Genomic DNA, 19742 nt, shown 5'->3' with positions numbered 1-19742 from the left:
TTCGGTTTCCATCATAATCGAAATTTGGCCTAGTCGAGCGATCGACCCCCCAGATTTAGGTACTGCGAATCGCTACCAGCATCTATGGACTTCGAGATTCCGTCCGCACAACAGGCGATGCTCAAAGAGGTGCGCAAATTCGGCGAAAACGAGATCCGGCCGGTCGCGAGTGAATACGACCGGGAGGAGACGTTCCCTCACGACATCGTCGAGCAGTCCGCACAACTCGGTCTGCTCGGGGCACAGTTCCCGGTCGAGTACGGTGGGGTAGACGCCTCTCCGATCGAGCGCGTGCTGATTACCGAAGAGCTGTTCGCTCACGACCCCGGTATCGCCCTGGCGATCACGTCGACCGATTTCGGGAGCGAGGTCCTGCTGGAATTCGGCACTGAAAAGCAGTGTGAGACGTATCTCCCGCCGATCACCGACGCCGAGACGATTATGGGGGCGGCGATCTCGGAACCCCAGGCCGGCTCGGACGTGTCGTCCGTCGCCACCCGTGCGGAGAAAGACGGCGACGAGTGGGTCATCAACGGGAACAAGATGTGGATCACGAACGGTACCGTCGGCGACTATTTCGTCGTGCTCTGCAAGACCGACCCCGACGCCGACAGCCGCCACGGCGGATTCTCACAGATCATCGTCGAAGCCGACCGGGACGGCTTCGAGGCCGACAAGATCACCGGAAAGATGGGCGTCAGAGCGAGTGACACGGCCGAACTCGTTCTCGACAACGTCCGGGTTCCCGAGGAGAACCTCGTTGGAACGCGCGGGGAGGGCTTCTATCAGCAGATGCAGTTTTTCGACGAAACCCGGATCATCGTCGCCAGCCAGGGCGTCGGGATCGCGCGCGGGGCCGCCGAACGGGCAAAGGAGTACGCACAGGAACGCGAGCAGTTCGGCCAGTCGATCAGTGAGTTCCAAGCGATCCAGCACAAACTCGCGGAGATGTTTACGGACATCGAGGCGGCGCGGCACCTGACACGGAGAGCCGCGTGGGCCGTCGAGAACGACCACGACGACGCGACGAAACTCGCTTCGATGGCGAAAGAGTACAGCTCCCGCGTCGCCGTCGAGACGACGCAGGAGGCGGTCCAGATTTACGGGGGATCCGGATACGTCAACGATTTCGACGTCGAACGGTTCTACCGCGACGCGAAGATCACACAGATCTACGAGGGCGCGACGGAGATTCAGAAGAACATCATCGCGCGCGAATTGCTCTCCTGATCTCCTTCGAAGGAGCCGATCTCGGGTCGGTTGCGTCTAACATATCCAAACGGTTAATGGGATACGCGGGGGTATGGGATCTATGGAGGGATCGACACCCCCGATCAAATCAGTACTGCGGGCCTTCGAGGTGCTCCAGGCGATCTGGGAGCGCGATCAGGTGGGCCCGTCCGAACTCTCGGATCACCTGGGTGTCTCGAAGAGCACCGCCCACGTGTATCTGCGGACGCTGGAATCGACGGGGTATGTCGTCAACGACGACGGAACGTACCGGCTCAGCTACAAATTCCTCTCGATGGGCTCCCGGCTGAAGTTCCGGAGCAGACTGTTTCACACCGCCCGCGACGTGATGGCGGCGCTCGCGGAGGAAACCGGCGAGCTAGTCGCTCTCTTCGTCGAAGAGGACGGTAAATCGATCCTTCTCCATCAGGAAACTGGCGATCGGTCGCTCCAGTTAGGCACCTATCCCGGGATGTCGCTTCCCTTGCACTCTCACGCGTCGGGGAAGCTATTTCTCGCCCATATGAACCCCCAACGCCGGAGTGAGGTCATCGATCGCTACGGGCTGGAGGCAGTCACCGAAGAGACGATCACTGATCGGGTCAAACTGGAGAGTGTCCTTGAGGAAATCCGCGAGACGGGGTTTGCCTTCGACTGTGATCAGCAGGTGACAGGGATGGGAATCGTTTCGCTCCCCGTCTTCGTGGATTCCGAAATCAAGGCCACGTTGGCAGTGGCCTGTCCGACGGGGAGACTACAGCACGAGTCCTACCGTCAAGAACTACTGCAGAAACTCCGGGGCGCGGTGGACACTCTCGGGATCAACTACCGGTATCAGAACTAATCCGATCCACGACGCCCCTGTGAGTCAGAGCGGCGTCATATGTCTAATATTGTTAGACGTATATCGATCGCAGCCTGATACGACCGTGCGAGTCTTAAAAATTAGCGTGGCCCCTGAAACCGTGATCACTACCGAGTCCATTCTGTCGGGCTATTTCGGACCCCGAACTGGCGGACGAAGCGATTCGCGGATATCCGCTGTGTCCAATAATATTAGACGAAGAGATGGCCATTCACGGTTGGATTTCCACCGCCCGAACGTGCCCCCACCGCCATACACCCCACTACCGATGTCTACAGTACCAGAGAGCAGCTCTGTGACTCCCGCAGTGTCACACTGCCACGACGGTTCGGACGCTATCTATCGATTCGGCGGCGCCGCGGGCGACGCACAACACCCCGCCAAACGGCCACGACGGGTCGGATGCAAGGGTCGGAGCCCCGCTCTTGGCTCTCAGATCCGGACGAAGACGTCCTCGTCGCGGACTGCAACGTCGAACGTCGCGATGCGTTCCCCGGAGACCTCGTTTTTCCCCGTTTCGAGGTCCCACTCCCAGAGGTGCCACGGACAGGAGACGGTACATTTCTCTTCGTTTACCCCGCCTCGCGACTCGGTCCACGTGTGATCGGCGTTGATCTTCCGTTCGCCCGCTTTACACAGCGGGGCGTTCTGGTGTGAGCAGCGGTTGCTGATCGCGTACAGATCCCCGTCGGCCTCGAAGATGGCGATCTCGATGCCGTTTACGTCCACAGCGATTCCGTCGTTACCGGCTTCAAAGTCGGCTATTTCGGCGACCTTCGTGTACTCGTCGCCGTCGATGGTGGTACTTTCGCTTGACATTGTCACAGGCGCAGGATCTCCCTGGCGTTTCCGTGCAGGACGTCGTCGCGCAGTTCCTCGTCCTCGCGGAAGGCCCGGCTCGTGAAGAACCACGTCGGCGGGTCGAGCGTCTGGTGTGGCCAGTCCGAGGAGTACATAAACGTGTCTCCGGCCATACTCAGGTCGAGCATACTCCGCGCATCTCCGGCCCCGCGCGGCAACGCGAACGGCTGGGTACAGACGTAGATGTTGTCACGGAGGTACTCGCTCGGTGCCCGACCGAGGTACTCTCCGCCCTCCGGGAACTTCCGCGGCGTGATCTGGATGTCCTCGGGGTGCATCTCGTAGAACTCGTCCAGCCGGTACCGCAGGAACGGAATCCACCAGTGGCCGGCCTCCTGGAAGACGACGTTCAGGTCCGGATACTTGTCGAAGACGCCGCGCATTATCATATTCGCCGTGTTAACGATCCCGTGGATCGGCCAGTCGAGGCCGAGCACCTCGGTCCACGTGAGCATCTCGTCGCCGATGTAGGAATGCTGTGGCCAGAAGGCCAGGGAGCCGTGGAGGATAAGCGGCAGTCCGAGCGACTCCAGTTTCTCGAAGACGGGATCGAACTCCTCGACGCCCCAGGGTTCGCGCGGATCGAACCAGCTGTAGACGCCAACGACGCCGTCCTCGTCGCCCCAGCGATCGAGTTCGGCCAGCGCGTGGTCGACATCCCACTTGGCGATCGACAGCGCCGTCGGGATCCCCTCGTCGACGAAGTGATCGAGCATATAGGAGTTGCCGGCCTTCAACACGGCGTTTTTCAGTACCGGATGGTGCTGCTGGGGGAGCATATTCAGCCCCGCGTTGACGATGGGCGTGTCGATCGAGAACTTCTCGCAGGCCTCCCGGACGTCTTCCGGATACTCCGCACGGCCCTGTGTGAACAGGCCCTCGGTCCCTTCGGAGATGGCGTAGGCCGCGTCCCACTTGTCGGGAATCGGCCACATCCCGAATTCCGTCGTCAGTCGGTCTAAGGCCCGCTCGTCATCGACGTATGGGCGGAGTTCTTCCTCCAGCGGATTCACGTGGAAGTCCAGATCGATGACTTCCACGTCGGCGGCCTCCGCCGGAACCTCTACGTCGGAGTCGAGTCTCCTGATCGACGATTCCATATCCGGATTGTGGAGATAATATATTATATATTCTTTGGTATGGTCGGAATCCCACCCCCTCTCGATCCGGACTGACAGGGATTCGAAAAGTACCGCCCTACTTCGATATACGGGAAATAGATTGAGATAGTTCCTGCTGGACAGTCAGCTGAATTGATCCAATAATTCACGGAATACGGGGGATAGATGAGTCTCTCCCCGTCGAATTCACTCCTGAACTCTCGTCCAACCTCGGCGATTGAATTTCGGAATTGTCGAAGTTACTGATCGGGACGGGGAGATAGATAACATATGTACTTCTGTTATCTCCTGCGGTCGCCCGTTGGCGATACGGGTTTGCATTCACGTGAAGAAAGTGTCTGCGTCTACTCGTAGGTCAGTTTGAGTTCAATCTCGTTCGAGGCCGTGGTAACCAGTTCGATGAGCCGTTGTTTCCGGGACTCGTTTCGCATCCGTGCGACAGGTTCGGCGATCGCAACCGCCCCGTACACCCGATCGTTGGCTATGATGGGCGCTGCGACAGCCGAGACGCCCTCTGCAGTCTCGTGTTCGTTCGTCGCGTATCCCTGTTCGCGGATCCGATCCAGTTCCGCGGTGAGTTCCTCCTTCGTGGTGATCGATTCGTGGGTCCGCTCCGGAAGGCCGTGGCGCTGGATGACGTTCTCGACGTGATCCGGCGGAGCGAACGCAAGCATCGCCTTCCCCGAGGCCAGGCAGTGCATATACTCCCGTTTGCCCAGCCGTTCGTGGGTTTCGATGGACTGTTCGCCCATCTCACGTGCGAGATAGACGGCTTTGCCGGCTTCCTCCACCATCAACCACACAGCCGCACCGCTCTCGTCGGCCGTCTTTTTCAACGGCTCGCGGGATTTCCTGTAGACGGGAAATCGATCCCGCGCCGCAGCCCCGAGGTCGAAGAACCGAAGCGTCAGGCGATAGGTGCCGTCGTCCTTCGTGAGATATCCCCGATAGGTGAGCGTCTCCAGGTAGTCGTACAGCGTGCTATCGGAGACAGCAAACTCCTCGGCAATATCAGTGAACGTGGGCTCCTCCAACGCGTGCACTGTTTCGAGGATATCGAACGCACGGAGCGCAGATTTGATCGGTCGATTCGGCGGATCGGACTGGTTCATACCGAAGTAATCTCCGTATGTGAAGTAAAAACGTTCGCCTCTTACTGGTTACCCCATATGGTACTGTGATCGGCAGTGAAACGCGACCGCAGTCCGTATCTGTTGCCCGTAGTGGGAGTTTGGGAATAACAAAAACTAAGGTCCGAAGAGGTAATGTGACAGTATGACACACAACACGGGGAAACGAACCATCCAATCCATCGAACGGGGATGTGAGTTACTGGATTACCTTCGCCGGAACGGCCCGGCGACGATCGCGGAGATGGAGTCGCACTCGGAGCTATCAGCTGGGAGTATTCACACGTATCTATCGACGTTCAAAGACTACGGGTTCGTCGAACAGGAGGAGTCACGATACCGGCTCGGAGCGCTATTCATCCCGTTTGGGGTCCGGGTCCGGAACCAATCGAGCCTCTACCCCGCCGCGAAGACGATCATCCATCAACTTGCCCAGAGCACGGGCGGGTGCGTCCACCTGATGACCGAGTACGAAGATCGGCTCCTCATCCTCGACGAAGTGTACGGGGAAGATGCGGTCGATAAGGACTTCCACTTCAAAAAGCGCGGACGGTTACAGCCTCATCTCCACTGTACGGCCGGTGGGAAGTCTATCCTCGCTCACGTTTCGGAACCGCGGGTCCACGAGATTCTCGATAGCCACGGACTTCCCGCTCGAACGTCCCACACGGTCACCGATCGAGACCGGCTGTTCGACGAACTGGAGCGGGTGCGCGAGCGCGGCTACGCGCTCAACGATCAGGAACATATGCCCGGGATTCGTGCGGTGGGAGCACCGGTCCGTCACGACGATAGCGGCGACGTGATCGGGACCGTCAGCGTGTCCGTCTCCGCCGCGAGCTGGACCGGAGACCTCTTCAGAGAGGAACTTCCGACTGTCGTAAAGAAGGCAGCAAACGAGATCGAAATACGGATTCACACTGAGGAACTCAGTTCCTGAGATGACGGATGGAGATCGCCTCGTCCGTACTCGTTTGTTAATACTGAATAAGTTGGTTCCAACGGGGAGAAACTGACCGGTAGGGCGATTCGATCGCGCGGCTCGATCTGTTCCGTAGGGGGCAATCTGCTCTCAGAGCAACCGTGTTCGGCTACAGTTATAGTGAGAAACGCCAGACTCGGGCCTTCCCGTAACAGATACTTTTGTGACTGATAGTAGCTGACGACGACCGCGTACAGAATTTCGTTCCGCAGCGTCAATCCTTTGTCAATTCCAAACGTCGATCGAACTGACTCCCTCGACCGAGTTCACCCCAATATTTATAATAATTGTTTGCCATTGGCCGATCGTATGGCGGAGGAAAACTACTACGTAAGCGTAGACACAGGTGGCACCTTCACCGACGGATACGTGTCGTATCCGGGAGGGTCCACGACGGTCAAGGTTCCGACGACGGACCACGACCTCACGGTGTGTTTCCGCAACTGTATCGACAAGGCAGCGGACAAACTGGAAAAACCAACCGAGGAGTTTCTCGTCGACACCGACGTCATCCGGTTTTCGACGACGATCGGGACGAACACGATCATCGAGCGGTCCGGGCCGAAGATCGGACTCATCGTGACCGGCGGCAACGAGGACGACCTGTTTCGCGCGGAGGACGGCGACGGAGAGTTGATCGCAAGCGACGACCTCGTAGTCGGCGTCGAGGAGCGGACCAGCGCCAACGGAGAGGTTATCGAACCCGTCAACGCCGACGAGGTACAGTCGGCGGCGAAGACGCTGATGAACCGGGGGGCGAAGCTCCTGCTCATCAGCTTTGCCAACTCGTACCACGACGAGACCAACGAGGAGCGGGCCCGGACCGTCATCGAGACGGAGTACCCACCCCACTATCTCGGCCCCAACCAGGTCCTCACCGCAAACGAGGTCAGTAGCCGACCGGGCTACCGGACCCGGACCTACACCGCGCTCGTCAACGCGTACGTCCACCGTCCGATGGCCCGATCGTTGTACAAGGCGGAAGACGACGCCCGCAACAGCGGCTACTCGAACCCGCTTCTCATCGGCCAGTCGACCGGCGGCGTCGCCGGCGTCTCGAAGACCGTCGCGTTGCACACCTACAACTCCGGCCCCGTCGCCGGCGTTCTCGGGGCGGACGCGTTCCGGAAACTGTACGACCTCGACTCGGTGATGAGCGCCGATATGGGCGGGACGAGTATCGACCTGGGAACGATCGTCGATGGCGAACTCGACCGGAACCTCCTCCCGGAGGTCGCCGGACTACCGGTCCACGTTCCGATGATCGACGTCCACACCGCCGGGGCAGGCGGCGGGAGTATCGCATCGGTCCGCGACGGGGAACTCTCCGTGGGACCGGAAAGTGCCGGTGCGGAGCCGGGACCGGCCTGCTACGACCTGGGCGGGTTCGATCCGACCACGACCGACGCGGACGTCGCCCTGGGATACATCGACCCGGACTACTTCCTCGGCGGCGATCAGCAACTGAACGCCGAACGGGCCGAGGAGGCGATCGAGCGCCAGGTCGCCGACGCGCTCGACGTCTCGGTTGCGGAAGCCGCGTTGCAGATCCGAGAGCGCGTCGACCAGAACATCGCCGACAGCATCGAATCACAGCTCGCCGAACGCGGCGAGGACCCGGAAGACGTCACGCTGATCGCCTACGGCGGCGCCGGTCCGACTCACTGCTGTACGTTCGCCGAAAAGGCCGGCCTGAGTCGCGTCATAACCGCGCCTGCGGCCGCGGAGTTCAGCGCCTTCGGCGGCGCCACGCTCGATGTGGAGCACCGCTACTCGGAGGCGTTCGGGGAAACGATCACCGGCGACGCGCCGTCGATCGACACTCGCGCGTTCGACCGGACCGTCGAACAACTGGAGGCGGAGGCTATTCAGGACATGGCCGGCGAGGGGTTCGACGAGGAGGACGTCCAGCTTCAGACGTCGATCCTCGCCCGCAGGGGTTCGGAGGTCAGGGAGGTCACGCTCCCCTCCCGGCTTCGGGGGACAGACGACCTCGATCCGGTGATCGAGGCCTTCGACGCGGATGCCGAAGAGGAGATCGATCTCGACACGGTGGTCCTCACAGCCGTCGGGCCCGTCGCCACCGAGACGCTGGAACCGCAGGCCTTGGAGGGTGAAGATCCGAGCGACGCCCGCAAGGGCTCCCGTGAGGCCTACTGGCCGGTCGACGGCTGGGAGGAGACGGGCGTGTATCAGCGGGAGGATCTCCGGCCCGGCAACGTCGTCGAGGGACGGGCGCTGATCGAGGCGACCGACACGACCTACGTCGTTCCCTCGGCGTGGACGTACCGAATCGACGAGTACGGAAACGGAATCATCGAACGATGAGTTTCGGATCGCCGCCGGCCGTCGAGTACTTCGAGGGGTTCTCGGAGAGCCGTCCGTTCGTGCCGCTCGTCGACACGCTGGCGGCGGAGATCAATCAGATCCCCCACGAGGAGTTCCACCGCAACGCAACCCACTCGGCGAACAGCCGAAAGCGCGCCCAGCGGCTCTTCGAGCACGACGCGGTCGTGACCACGCTCGATCGGACGCTGCTGTGTGACGTCCTCGACGCCGCCGTCGAGTGGAGCGACGATGCAGACCGGTTCGTCGTCGAGTCCGTCTCGGGCGCGACGGACCTGAACGCACCGTCCGACGTGACGGCCGCGGGGCGCGTCCCGGTCGCACTCGAAGTGACCGAACGGCTCGCTTCGACCCTCGACGACTGTGCGGTCGTCGGCGGGATTCCGGGACCGGTGGCGACGTTCAACGAACTGCTCGGCGACGCGAAAATCGACGCGAACCGGGGAGCAAACGAGCTGATCCGGGAGGTCTTCGGCGACCTGGCGCGGGCGTACGGCCGTGCCGGGGTCGACGCGTTTCTGGTTACCGAGTTCGCAAGTGGCGCCCAGTCACCGTCTGCGGTCATCGAGGCGGACGTGGCGGCCCTGGAGATGCTCGGGAACATCGCGGAGTTCTTCGGGGTCCCTGTGGCGTTCGTCCCCGAAGGTTTCGACGTCGACGTCGCCGCCGAGATCGTCGAAGAAACTGCCGTCGACGGCGTGTTCGTCGACAGCACGGATCCGGCGTCTGTGGCCGACCGCTTCCCCGACGTCCGCGTCGGGGGCGGGATCACGCCCGAACTCCTGGCCGAGTCGACCGACGAGATCGAATCGGCGATCGAGTCGCGGTTCGCGGGCGCGCCGACGTCGGTGTTCCCGGCGAGCGGCACGGAGATCCCGGCAGCGATCCATCCGACAAAACTCCAAGCCGTCGCTCGGGCGGTGGAGGCGACGCTATGAGCCGTCTCGACGACGCTGTGAGCCGTCTCGAAACAGAGAATATGATACGAAGGAACGAACCAAACGACACGACTACGCGAATCGGACGCGGGGAATCGAACGGATCGGCCGAACCGAACGGCACGGCCACATCGAACGTACTGAGCGAACCGACCGAACCGAGCGAACCAGTTGAAAAACGGGGTGCGAACAGATGAGCACGACGAAACAGATCACCGAATACCTGGAGATCGATCTCGACGACCGGACCTGGGTCTGCACGGAGTGTGCAGAGACCATCGGTCCGGCAGCGGAGAACTACAAGCGGGGGTGTCTGGTCCGGGAACGCCACCCCCACGAGGTCCACCGGCCGCTGATCGAGGACGCGGAGTACTCCTTTGCGCCGGACCCCGAATGGGTGCGGATCGTCGAGTTCTACTGTCCCGGCTGCGGGACGATGATCGAAAACGAGTATCTCCCGCCGGGACACCCGATCACACACGACACCGAACTGGACATCGAGACGCTAATCGAACGTCACGGGGAGTCACAATGACGACGCGGATCAACATCGACGCGGGCGGAACGTTCACCGACTGTTTCACGGTCCACGACGGCGAGGCTGTCTCCGCGAAGACGCCGACGACCGAACACGACATGTCGGAGTGTTTCTTCCAGGGGATCCGCAAATGCGCGGGGCAACTCGACGTCGACCTCGCTGATCTCATCTCGGACGTGGACTCGATCCGGTACTCCACGACCACCGCGATGAACCGCCTGATCGAGCGGAAGGGTCCCAAACTCGGGCTGCTCACCACGGCAGGGGTCCAAGACTACCCGCAGATCGGCCGCGGGCCGCGCTGGGCGGACGGCCTCACCGACAGCGAGCAACGCAACATCTCCGACGCGAAGAAACCGGAGTATCTCGTCCCCGACTCCCGAACCAAGGGGATCCGCGAACGCGTCGACAGCGAGGGCAACGTCCTGCGCCCGCTCGACGAAGCGCACGCCCGCGAACAGATCCGCGACCTCGTCGACCGCGGCGCGCGGGCGATCGTCGTCAACCTGCTGTGGTCCTACGAGTACCCCGAGCACGAACAGCGGATCCGGGAACTCGTCCGCGAGGAGTACCCCCCGTCGTATCTGGGAAGTATTCCGGTGTTCCTCTCCTCGGAGGTGATGCCGACGAAACAGGAGTACGAGCGGACGAACACGACGCTTCTGGACGCCTACCTCTCGGAGCTGATGCAGGAACACATCGCCGACATCAAAGAGCGGCTGGAGGCGTTCGGCTACGAGGGCGACGTCCAGATGTTGCACAACACCGGCGGGATGGCCGAATCCTACAAAACCACCGCCGTCGAGACGTTCAACGGCGGCCCCGTCGCGGGACTCAAAGGCGGCGAGTACCTCTGTGACCTCCTCGGCTACGAGAAGGCCGTCGTGACGGATATGGGTGGCACCAGTTTCGACATCGGCATTCTCACCGGCGGCGGCGTCCAGTCCTACGAGTTCGAACCGATCATCGACCGGTGGCGGGTCTCGGGGACGATGATCGAGTCGAAGTCGATCGGCGCAGGCGGCGGCTCGATCGCGTCGGTCAACGACGAACTCGGCGGCCGGCTTGAGGTCGGTCCCGAAAGCGCGGGGGCGGATCCCGGCCCCGCCTGTTACAACCGCGGGGGTACGAAGCCGACAGTCACCGACGCCGACGTCGTGCTCGGCTTCATCGATCCCGAGAAGTTCTACGCCGGGAACCAGCGGCTCGCCGTCGAACGGGCCGAAGACGCGATCGAAACGCACGTCGCCGACCCCGCGGGGATGTCGGTCACCGAGGCCGCACGGAACATTCGCCGGATCGCCGACGGCAATATGGGGAACACGGTCCGCAAGGAGACGATGCTCCGCGGTCACGACCCACGGGAGTTCATCCTGTATAGCTTCGGCGGCGCGGGGCCGCTGCACGCGGCGTCGTTCTCGTCGTACCTCGACATCGACACGGTGGTCACGACGCCGTACTCGCCGGTGTTCTGCGCGATGGGCTCGGCGACGATGGACACGCTGCACATCTACGAGCAGTCCCGGTCGATGTTCCTGCGGGAGTCCGGCGGGGAGCCCAGTTACGAGATCGACTACGACGTGTTCAACGGCGTCGTCGACGACCTGAAAGCGAAGGGGCGACGAGACATCGAAAGCGAGGGCTACGACCCCGACGACATCACCTACGAACTCGAACTCGATATGCGGTTCGGTGGGCAGATCCACGTCGCGCGGGTCGGATCGCCGCGACTCGAGGTCCACGACGAGTCCGACGTCGAGGCGATCTGTGACCACTTCATCGACCAGTACACCGAGCGGTTCTCCTCGTACTCGGTGACGCCCGAACACGGGATCACGGTGGAGAACTTCGCGCTGAAGGCGCGCGTCGACAGTGAGGACATCGATCTCCCGACCGAACCGGTGGGAGAGTCTGTCCCGGATCCCGCCCGAGACGGGGAGCGCGACATCCTGTGGGCCGACGCCGACGAGTACCGTTCGACCCCCGTCTTCGAGTACGACGAGATGCGTCCGGGGATGACGGTCGAGGGGCCCGCGGTCGTCGACGCCGACTACACCACGACCGCCGTTCCCGACGGGTGGACCTACCACCTCGATACGTACCGCAACGGCATCCTCGAACAGACGAGCGACGGAACTACCGACCAACAACCAGGAGGCACCCAATGACTGTCAACCGCGACCAACTGATCGACTGGCTCGACCTCGAAGAGCCCTCGGCGGAGGAACTGGCCTGTATGGACGAACTCGACCACGGGGACTACGAGATCTACTCCGAACGCCTGCGATTGATCCTCGATGAGGGGATCGACGTGTTCGTGCGCTCGGGGGTCTCGCAGTTCATCGCCGCCCGCGACCTGGCGGTCGCCATCTACACGCCGGAGGGCGACCTCATCGACTCGGCGGCGGGCGCGTACCTCCACGTCGTCACCGGGATCCCGCCGCTGAAGTACGTCATCAACAACTTCGCCGACGACGAGACCGTCGGCGTCGAGCCCGGCGACGTCTTCTACGCGAACGACGCGCTCTACGGCGGCATCCACAACCCCGACCAGATTGCGTTTATGCCGGTCTTCCACGAGGGCGAAATTATGGCGTGGGTCTCGGCGGCGGTCCACACCACCGAGACCGGCGCGATCGAACCCGGTGGAATGCCGATCTCCGCGCGGACGCGGCACGACGAGGGGATGAAACTCTCCCCGATCAAGATCGGCGAGAACTACCAGCTCAAGAGCGATATGGTCGAGATGCAGAAGAACTTCATCTCGCGGGCCCCGCGGATGCACGAGATCGACCTCCGTGCCCGCCTGACGACGTGCGATCGCGTCAGACGCCGGGTGAAGGAACTCATCATCGAGAAGAAGGGGCCTGACTTCTTCAGGGGCCTCATCCGCCGCAACATCGAGGAATCCCGCGAGGGCGCCAAAAAGCGAGTCGAGTCGTGGAACGACGGCACGTTCCGGACCGTCCACTTCGCCGACTCCGTCGGCTACGAGGACGGGCTCTGGCGTCTCAAGGCGACGATGGAGAAGGAGGGGCCGGAGATCCTCATCGACTACGCCGGGACGTCGCCAGAGAACGACGGGTCGTTCAACTCCCAGCCGGTGGCCTCGATCGCGCACACGGCGAACTACCTCTTCAGCGTCCCGTTCCACGACCTGCCGAAGAGCAACGGCACCTACGACCTGATCGACTTCGACATCCCGAAGGGGTCGATCCTCTATCCGGACGCCGAGGCGGCCACCGTGCAGGCCGTGATGGTCAACCAGGTGGTGATGGACTCGACCACCACGCTGTTCTCGCGGTCGATGTACGACGACGAAACTGAAAACGAGCACGTGACGGCGCCGATGGCCAACACCGGCGCGGGCTATGCGTTCGGCGCGGTCAGCCAGCACGGCGAACCGGTCGCCGACCTGATGTCGCACGCGCTCAACACCGACGGGACCGGCGGGCAGGCCCGTCGGGACGGCGAGGACGAGGCCATCTTCCCGTGGTGTCCGTTCGGGCACGCCTCGAATATGGAGTTCGTCGAGAACGAGTACCCGTTCACGCACCAGTACTTCCGCCACGGAACCGACTCCTGTGGGCACGGCAAGCATCGCGGCGGGATCGGGATGCAGTTAGCGTATATGCAGCACCACGTCCCGGCGGTCGAGTGGCTGTCGATCTGTCACAACTCCAAGCTCGTGACCGGGCAGGGACTGTTCGGGGGGTACCCCCCGCGAACGATCCCCGGGGTCACGATCACCGACTCCGATCTGAAAGAGCGGATGGCAAACGGCGAGTACGTCCCCGACGACCTCATCGAGCTGCTCACCGAGCAGCCGCTCGACGCGGACTACAACATCACGAGCCACGTCCGCGAGTCCCAGCCCTACGAGAACGGCGACCTGTTCGTCGGCCATTCCGGCGGCGGATGCGGCTACGGCGACGCGCTCGAACGCGATCCCGAAGCCGTGATGGCGGACATCGAGGCCGACCGCGTCTCCCACTGGGCGGCCGAGAACATCTACGAGATCGAGTACGACGAGGAATCGCTGACCGTCGACGAGGAAGCGACGGCGGAGCGTCGCGACCAGTACCGAAAGCGTCGGCTCGAAGAGGCGGTGCCGTTCGACGAGTTCGAAGAAGAGTGGTCGGAGAAGCAGCCGCCCGAGGAGATCCTGCAGCATTACGGGAGCTGGCCCGACGCGGCGAAGGAAGGCCCCGTGATGCGGATGTGACGATCGGGGGGTATCAGTTATGAGTGAGACACACGATCCGATCGAAACGGCGCCCTGGGACGAGGTCGTCGACCGCCACGAGTCGCTACTGAGTGAGCAACTCGCGTACCTAGCGGAGAACTCCGAGTACTACAGCTCGAAATTCGACGAGTGGGATATCGATCCGACCACGATCGACACACTCGCCGAATTTCGCGAGGTCCCCTTCACGACGAAGGAAGACGAGCGCCGGAACCAGGCGAACCCCTCGCCGGAGCGGCCGCTCGGAAGCCACCAGGCTGTGCCGACCGAGGAGCTGAACCGGACGATCTCCTCGTCCGGGACGACCGGCAAGCCGACGTACTTCGGACTCACGGCAGGGGACCGCGAACACTGGAACACAGTGATCGAGCGCTGTTTCTACGCCACGGGTATCCGTCCCGAGGAGACGGTGATCTTCGGCGTCGGACAGACGATGGTGCCGGGAGGAACGCCCTACTTCGAGGCGATGACAGAACTCGGCGCGAACGTGGTGCCCGCCGGCGGCGGCACCACGGAACGGCTGCTGTCCGCGATACAGGACTTGAACGCACCGGTGCTTTTCACGACGACCTCCCATCTCCGCTATCTCACGGAGCGCGCACCGGAAATTCTGGATCACGGCGTCGACGAGCTGCCCGCGGTCAAACTGATCGGCGGAGGGGGCCCCGGGATTGCAACCCCGGAGATCCGCCAGACCCTCTACGATGAGTGGGACGCGACCCTGGTCCGCGAGCTGATGGGTCTCGGCGACGTCATCGGCTGTATGTGGGCCGAGTGCGAGGCCGAAGACGGGATGCACTACTGCGCACAGGGCCACGCCCACGTGGAACTGATCGACCCCGACACGGGCGGGGTCATTCCGTTCGAGGAGGGTACCGAGGGAGAACTCGTCTACACGCCGCTCGGCCGCGAGGCGACGCCGTTGCTCCGGTACCGTTCGGGAGATTACGTCCGCGTGACCGGGACGACCTGCTCCTGCGGGCGGACCTCGCCCCGGATGCAGTGTATCGGCCGCGTCGACGAGATGCTCATCTACAAGGGAATGAACGTGTTTCCGTCAGCGATCCGCGACGTCGTCGCCGAAGTCGAGGGAGCGCTCCCCTACGCTCGCGTGAAAGTCCCCTCGACGGACACTGTGCACTTCGAGTCGCCGATACCGGTCGACGTCGTCTTGGATCCGGCGTCGGATCGCGATCCAAGCGACGTTGCCGACGATGCGGCCGGCCGCATCCGCTCGCGGCTGAAAGTTCGGATCGACCCGAATCCGGTTCCGAAGTCGGCGATCGAACTCTCCGAGTACAAAACATCCCTCCTGGAGGTGACAGCCGAGTCGTAATCTCCGGCTGCCATCCACTCGCTCGGGGATAGCAATCAGCCATCGACCGGGCATCCAGATCAGCATCGTGGTTTACGGGCTCGTCGAATGGTCGCGTTAACTTTGGCGTGAGTTGTGCCGGACGGGGAAGGCCTGGAGCCACGATTCTGCTGTCGACGGATCGATATGGCTGAAACTATTCGTAAACGAAAAATTTCGTTGTTCTATTTCTAAAAATATATGTCCGATGGCGTTCCGATCCCCGTGTGATACCATCTAGAATCAGTATCCATCTCCGTCGAGGACGTTCACCAAGAATCGGCGTCAGCAACGGTAAATTCGACGTTATACCGTTTCTATCGTCGATAGAGCTCTGTCAAAAACGATCGCGCCGTCTGGTTTGTTGTCGTCGAAAACAGACTGAACTGCAATATTTCGTGCGTTTCAGGATCAACAGCACGCACAGCCAGTAGTCGTCGCCGTTGACGCGGATCACTTTTCGTCAACTGCGAGTTGTTCCGCAGTTACCGCCGAAACGGGCTGTATACCGGCGGTGTGCACCCAGATAGGAATAGCGAGGTGACCGCGGTCGACTTTTAAATAATCGAAAAACTGACTTGAATATTGATGTGATATATTTGCTAGATGATACCGGATACCTACTCGCCAATTCGAAAGTCCGATCGCGCTCCACAAACGACAAGCCAAACTACTCGATAGAACCACTAAGGCGCTTGATATCGGGCATAGACGCGCTGAACTCGAACGCATCATCCGCTAACGTAACCCGATCCTCCGGCCGCGGCCGACACCTTTGATGCGGAGCAGCGTCACGACTACACTAGATGCGAGAGTCGCCGCTCCTCGATCCTCGAATCTTCTCGCTTGCGATCGCGCGGATGGTCAGCGCGCTCGCGAACTCGTTTCTGGTCGTCGTCCTCCCGCTGTATATCGGGAGCCAGGCAGTACGACTCCCGGCTCTCACCGGATCGGCGGTCTCCGTGCTCGGCGTTCGGATCGCGGTCAGCGTGGAACTGTTGATCGCGATTGTGCTGTCGCTGTTCGGCTTTCTCAACAGCCTGAGCCAGCCCCTGACTGGGTCGCTATCAGATCGGACCGGCCGGCGGAAACCGTTCCTCCTCTTCGGGTTGGCCCTCGTCGCGAGCGGTAGTGCGGGGTATCTGATCTTCACCGACTACCTGCTCGTCCTCGCGATGCGCGGACTACAGGGCATCGGCGCGGCGTTTTCGATCCCGATCTCCGTCGCCCTCGTGAACGAACTATCCGATCCGGAGGAACGCGGCAACAACTTCGGCCTGTTCAACACCTTCCGGCTGCTGGGCTTCGGCGTCGGCCCGCTCGTCGCCGGGGTCGTCGTCGCCGGCGGTCCGTACGTGCTCACCGGACGGTCGATCTCCGGATTCGACGCCGCGTTCCTCGTCGCGGTCGTCGGCGCCGCAGTGAGTTTCGCGCTCATCACGCTTTTGATCAGCGATCCCGAGCGGGCCGAGGAGACCGCCGGCGAGGATATCTCCATCCGCGTTCGCGGCGAACACGGCGGCTTGGACCCGGTGTTCGCGCTCGGCGTCGCAACGATCGTGATGGCGCTATCGATCGCCATCTACGCGCCGCTCGCGAACGTCATCAACGAACGGCTCAACCAGGGGAGTTTCCTGTATTCGATCCAGTTCGGCGCGACGGTGCTCGCGAACGTGCTGTTTCAGTTGCCCCTGGGGCGCCTGAGCGACACCTACGGGCGTCGACCGTTCCTGATCGGCGGATTCATCCTGTTGCTGCCGACGACGCTGGCACAGGGGCTCGTCACCTCGTCGACGGGGATGATCGTCGCCCGCTTCCTGCAGGGTGTCGCTGTCGCCGCGGTGTTCGCTCCGTCGCTGGCACTGGCCGGCGACCTGGCACGCGAGGGTGCGTCGGGATCGACATTGTCGTTGCTGACGATGGGGTTCGGCCTCGGAATCGCGGTCGGCACCCTGCTTTCGGGCGTATTGGTGAGTTTCGGGTTCGTGGTTCCATTCATCGTCGCGACCGCCGGCGGGGCGATCGGACTCGTGTTGGTAATCACGCAGGTGGTCGAACCGGACTCCGACGAGACGGTCGCCGCTCCCGCCGGGGATTGAACTGCTTCCGTTTCGATGAATCGAGCGTGTGGGGCACTATAGCAGGGTTTGCAACTGATTACTCAACCGGTCGCACGCTGTCGTGCGATCGTGTGAGCGAAGACTTGCAAACGCTGCTATAGGTTATCCGATCGTGAGCACCTTGTCGGCGGACTCGACGATTTCGAGGCACTCTTCCATCGTTCCGCGGGGTCTCAGACCGTCCGCTTCGAGGTCCCGAGAGTCGAGACACGTCCCGCAAGCGGAGAGCTGACCGCCGTTCTGCCCGTATTTGAGCATTACACCGTGCGGGTTGAATTTCGGATGGTCGAGGTCCGGCGCCTCGACGCCGTCGCCGAGGAGGAACACCTCCACCGTGTGCTCGGCGTCGAGCGCGGTGTTCGCCAGCCGAAACGCGTTCCAGACCCGTTCGGGATCGTTGGTTTCGAGGATGATTCCGAGGTCCATACGCGACTGTTCGAGAGCCGCACCTTGAACGCACAGTCCGGTTCTCCGACACGAGAAATCACAGTGACAGTTAAGCCAAGGTGCTCCCGATACCGAATGAGTCGGCAGGAGGGTCGCCTATGATCGACGTTCAAAACTTCGTTCGCTTCTGTGAGAGCGAGTTCGGCACGGCCGTGATGGAGCGTGAGGCCGCGTACATCGAGCAGTACCTCGCTCCGGAGGACCGGGTCCTCGACGTCGGTTGCGGGATCGGGGCGCTCGAAGAACGACTCCCGAAGTACGAAATTGTCGGCCTCGATCGCTCGCAGGCGATGATTCGGACTGCGTGGGAACGCGTCTCGGCGCCGTTCGTCCTCGGAGATGCGACCGCACTTCCCGTCGCGACCGGCGCCGTCGACGCGTTCGTCTCCGTTGCGACGCTCGAATTCATCCCCGATATCGACGCAGTGCTCGCTGAGGCCGTTCGGATCCTCGATACCGACGGGACCTTCGTTGCGCTGATCTTGAACACCCGTTCCGAGTACGTCCGCTCGGGCCTCCGACGGGAGGGTTCCTACTTTCAGCGGCTGCACCACCGAGATACCGACGCGTTGACGGACACGATATTCGAGTACATCGACGGTGACAGCGAATATTTCCTGGGCGTCGCAGATCGGACTGTCATCGAGAGTAAGGATCCGACGACTGCCGCCATCGTCCCGGTTGTCGGAACACCAGCGAGGTGACCACAATCTCCTTTGGGGGATTCCCCGAACACCCTCCGTATGACCGACTCGCCGAACCCTGATCGACCCCCGCTCCTGGAGGCGAAAGCGTTCGACGAATCCTCCGTGTTCACGCCCGAATCGCTGCTGGAAAACGCACGCCGCCAGAAGGACCTCCCCAAGCGATCGGTCCCGGATATCTGTGTTCTCGACCCCGACGGCGACGTCGTCCGTCAACTCGCTGCCTCGGGCGATGCGTCGAAGGACCCGACCTGGCCAGGCTACCACACGGATCTGTATCGGTTCGAGCGCAACGGCGAGGAGTTCGGGATCATCGGCTGTGCCGTCGGGGCCTCCTTCGCCGTGCTCGTCGCAGAGCAACTGTTTGCTGCCGGCTGCCAGTTTCTCGTTAGTATCACCTCCTCGGGCCAGATCGTCCCGAAAGACGACCCCCCGTATTTCGTGCTCATCGAGCGAGCGCTCCGCGACGAGGGAACGAGCCACCACTACCGCGCCAGCGGGCGCTACGCGACCATCGACACCGAACTCGGGGCGAGGGTCGAGGAGGCCTGCGAAGCTGTCGCCCGACCGGTGTACCCCGGAGCAACGTGGACGACAGATGCGCCCTTCAGGGAAACGGAGACCGCGATCGAGCGCGCCCGATCGGAGGGTATCCTCGCCGTCGAGATGGAGGCGTCGGCCCTCTATACGTTCGCGGCGGTCCGCGACCGGCCGGTCGTGTGTTTCGCGTACGTGACGAACCAGATGGGACAGACCGAGACGGACTTCGAGAAAGGCGATTCCGAGGGGAGCCGAGACGCGCTCGCGGTGGTCGACGCGGCCGCGACTGCCTTTCGGTCCGAGGAGTGAACTCGCGAGCT

The 19742-nt window shown here is 62.2% G+C and carries 16 protein-coding genes; 12 read left to right on the top strand and 4 right to left on the bottom strand.

Annotation, left to right across the window (positions count from 1 at the left end; genetic code table 11):
• Positions 1-84: 84 nt before the first annotated feature.
• A complete protein-coding gene (locus RJT48_RS09725) occupies positions 85-1230 on the top strand; it encodes an acyl-CoA dehydrogenase family protein (RefSeq protein WP_311172087.1) in 1146 nt (381 codons plus the stop codon).
• A gap of 82 nt (positions 1231-1312) precedes the next feature.
• Complete coding sequence (locus RJT48_RS09720) at positions 1313-2074, top strand: IclR family transcriptional regulator (protein WP_311172086.1); 762 nt, start codon at positions 1313-1315, stop codon at positions 2072-2074.
• Positions 2075-2527: 453 nt separating this feature from the next.
• On the opposite strand, the gene RJT48_RS09715 is transcribed toward RJT48_RS09720, so the two are convergent.
• From RJT48_RS09715 to RJT48_RS09705, 3 genes are all read right to left on the bottom strand, one after another.
• Positions 2528-2914 (bottom strand): Rieske (2Fe-2S) protein, encoded by a 387-nt coding sequence (locus tag RJT48_RS09715; RefSeq protein WP_311172308.1) that lies wholly within the window; start codon positions 2912-2914, stop codon positions 2528-2530.
• Between the two features lie 2 nt (positions 2915-2916).
• Positions 2917-4056, bottom strand: coding sequence for an amidohydrolase family protein (locus tag RJT48_RS09710; protein WP_311172085.1), 1140 nt, complete (start codon positions 4054-4056; stop codon positions 2917-2919).
• Positions 4057-4421: 365 nt separating this feature from the next.
• Positions 4422-5189, bottom strand: a complete 768-nt coding sequence (locus tag RJT48_RS09705) for an IclR family transcriptional regulator (RefSeq protein WP_311172084.1) — start codon at positions 5187-5189, stop codon at positions 4422-4424.
• Positions 5190-5352: 163 nt separating this feature from the next.
• Between RJT48_RS09705 and RJT48_RS09700 the strand changes: the two genes are divergently transcribed.
• The 8 genes from RJT48_RS09700 (at position 5353) to RJT48_RS09665 (ending at position 17710) form a co-directional block, all read left to right on the top strand.
• Entirely contained in the window at positions 5353-6147 is a 795-nt protein-coding gene (locus tag RJT48_RS09700; RefSeq protein WP_311172083.1) for an IclR family transcriptional regulator, read from the top strand.
• A gap of 351 nt (positions 6148-6498) precedes the next feature.
• Positions 6499-8517 carry a hydantoinase/oxoprolinase family protein gene (locus tag RJT48_RS09695; protein ID WP_311172082.1) on the top strand — a complete coding sequence of 673 codons (2019 nt, stop codon included), beginning with the start codon at positions 6499-6501 and terminating at the stop codon, positions 8515-8517.
• Entirely contained in the window at positions 8514-9473 is a 960-nt protein-coding gene (locus RJT48_RS09690; protein WP_311172081.1) for a uroporphyrinogen decarboxylase family protein, read from the top strand. The genes RJT48_RS09695 and RJT48_RS09690 overlap by 4 nt, the downstream gene beginning before the upstream one ends.
• Positions 9474-9666: 193 nt before the next feature.
• Entirely contained in the window at positions 9667-10008 is a 342-nt protein-coding gene (locus tag RJT48_RS09685; RefSeq protein WP_311172080.1) for an acetone carboxylase subunit gamma, read from the top strand.
• Positions 10005-12179, top strand: a complete 2175-nt coding sequence (locus RJT48_RS09680) for a hydantoinase/oxoprolinase family protein (protein WP_311172079.1) — start codon at positions 10005-10007, stop codon at positions 12177-12179. The genes RJT48_RS09685 and RJT48_RS09680 overlap by 4 nt, the downstream gene beginning before the upstream one ends.
• Positions 12176-14236: a hydantoinase B/oxoprolinase family protein gene (locus RJT48_RS09675; RefSeq protein WP_311172078.1), complete on the top strand. Its 2061-nt coding sequence runs from the start codon at positions 12176-12178 to the stop codon at positions 14234-14236. Before RJT48_RS09680 ends, RJT48_RS09675 begins: the two co-directional genes overlap by 4 nt.
• A 19-nt stretch (positions 14237-14255) precedes the next feature.
• Positions 14256-15593 carry a phenylacetate--CoA ligase family protein gene (locus tag RJT48_RS09670; protein WP_311172077.1) on the top strand — a complete coding sequence of 446 codons (1338 nt, stop codon included), beginning with the start codon at positions 14256-14258 and terminating at the stop codon, positions 15591-15593.
• An 824-nt stretch (positions 15594-16417) separates the two neighbouring features.
• Positions 16418-17710, top strand: coding sequence for an MFS transporter (locus RJT48_RS09665; protein ID WP_311172076.1), 1293 nt, complete (start codon positions 16418-16420; stop codon positions 17708-17710).
• Between the two features lie 123 nt (positions 17711-17833).
• On the opposite strand, the gene RJT48_RS09660 is transcribed toward RJT48_RS09665, so the two are convergent.
• Positions 17834-18157 (bottom strand): DsrE family protein, encoded by a 324-nt coding sequence (locus RJT48_RS09660; RefSeq protein ID WP_311172075.1) that lies wholly within the window; start codon positions 18155-18157, stop codon positions 17834-17836.
• A gap of 119 nt (positions 18158-18276) precedes the next feature.
• On the opposite strand from RJT48_RS09660, the gene RJT48_RS09655 reads away from it, so the two are divergent.
• Positions 18277-18882, top strand: a complete 606-nt coding sequence (locus RJT48_RS09655) for a class I SAM-dependent methyltransferase (RefSeq protein ID WP_311172074.1) — start codon at positions 18277-18279, stop codon at positions 18880-18882.
• A 39-nt stretch (positions 18883-18921) separates the two neighbouring features.
• The gene (locus tag RJT48_RS09650) at positions 18922-19731 is read left to right on the top strand and encodes a nucleoside phosphorylase (RefSeq protein WP_311172073.1); all 810 of its coding nucleotides are present in this window, start codon (positions 18922-18924) and stop codon (positions 19729-19731) included.
• Positions 19732-19742 lie beyond the last annotated feature (11 nt).

It is taken from the genome of Halobellus ordinarius (assembly GCF_031823395.1).
Taxonomy (GTDB): Archaea; Halobacteriota; Halobacteria; order Halobacteriales; family Haloferacaceae; genus Haloquadratum; species Haloquadratum ordinarius.
Note: the sequence above shows the minus strand (reverse complement) of the source record. Positions and strands in the feature narration are given on the sequence as shown.

Coding starts and splice junctions, on each gene's coding strand:
- RJT48_RS09725 (WP_311172087.1), top strand. CDS start 85: ATGGACTTCGAGATTCCGTCCGCACAACAGGCGATGCTCAAAGAGGTG.
- RJT48_RS09720 (WP_311172086.1), top strand. CDS start 1,313: ATGGAGGGATCGACACCCCCGATCAAATCAGTACTGCGGGCCTTCGAG.
- RJT48_RS09715 (WP_311172308.1), bottom strand. CDS start 2,914: ATGTCAAGCGAAAGTACCACCATCGACGGCGACGAGTACACGAAGGTC.
- RJT48_RS09710 (WP_311172085.1), bottom strand. CDS start 4,056: ATGGAATCGTCGATCAGGAGACTCGACTCCGACGTAGAGGTTCCGGCG.
- RJT48_RS09705 (WP_311172084.1), bottom strand. CDS start 5,189: ATGAACCAGTCCGATCCGCCGAATCGACCGATCAAATCTGCGCTCCGT.
- RJT48_RS09700 (WP_311172083.1), top strand. CDS start 5,353: ATGACACACAACACGGGGAAACGAACCATCCAATCCATCGAACGGGGA.
- RJT48_RS09695 (WP_311172082.1), top strand. CDS start 6,499: ATGGCGGAGGAAAACTACTACGTAAGCGTAGACACAGGTGGCACCTTC.
- RJT48_RS09690 (WP_311172081.1), top strand. CDS start 8,514: ATGAGTTTCGGATCGCCGCCGGCCGTCGAGTACTTCGAGGGGTTCTCG.
- RJT48_RS09685 (WP_311172080.1), top strand. CDS start 9,667: ATGAGCACGACGAAACAGATCACCGAATACCTGGAGATCGATCTCGAC.
- RJT48_RS09680 (WP_311172079.1), top strand. CDS start 10,005: ATGACGACGCGGATCAACATCGACGCGGGCGGAACGTTCACCGACTGT.
- RJT48_RS09675 (WP_311172078.1), top strand. CDS start 12,176: ATGACTGTCAACCGCGACCAACTGATCGACTGGCTCGACCTCGAAGAG.
- RJT48_RS09670 (WP_311172077.1), top strand. CDS start 14,256: ATGAGTGAGACACACGATCCGATCGAAACGGCGCCCTGGGACGAGGTC.
- RJT48_RS09665 (WP_311172076.1), top strand. CDS start 16,418: ATGCGAGAGTCGCCGCTCCTCGATCCTCGAATCTTCTCGCTTGCGATC.
- RJT48_RS09660 (WP_311172075.1), bottom strand. CDS start 18,157: ATGGACCTCGGAATCATCCTCGAAACCAACGATCCCGAACGGGTCTGG.
- RJT48_RS09655 (WP_311172074.1), top strand. CDS start 18,277: ATGATCGACGTTCAAAACTTCGTTCGCTTCTGTGAGAGCGAGTTCGGC.
- RJT48_RS09650 (WP_311172073.1), top strand. CDS start 18,922: ATGACCGACTCGCCGAACCCTGATCGACCCCCGCTCCTGGAGGCGAAA.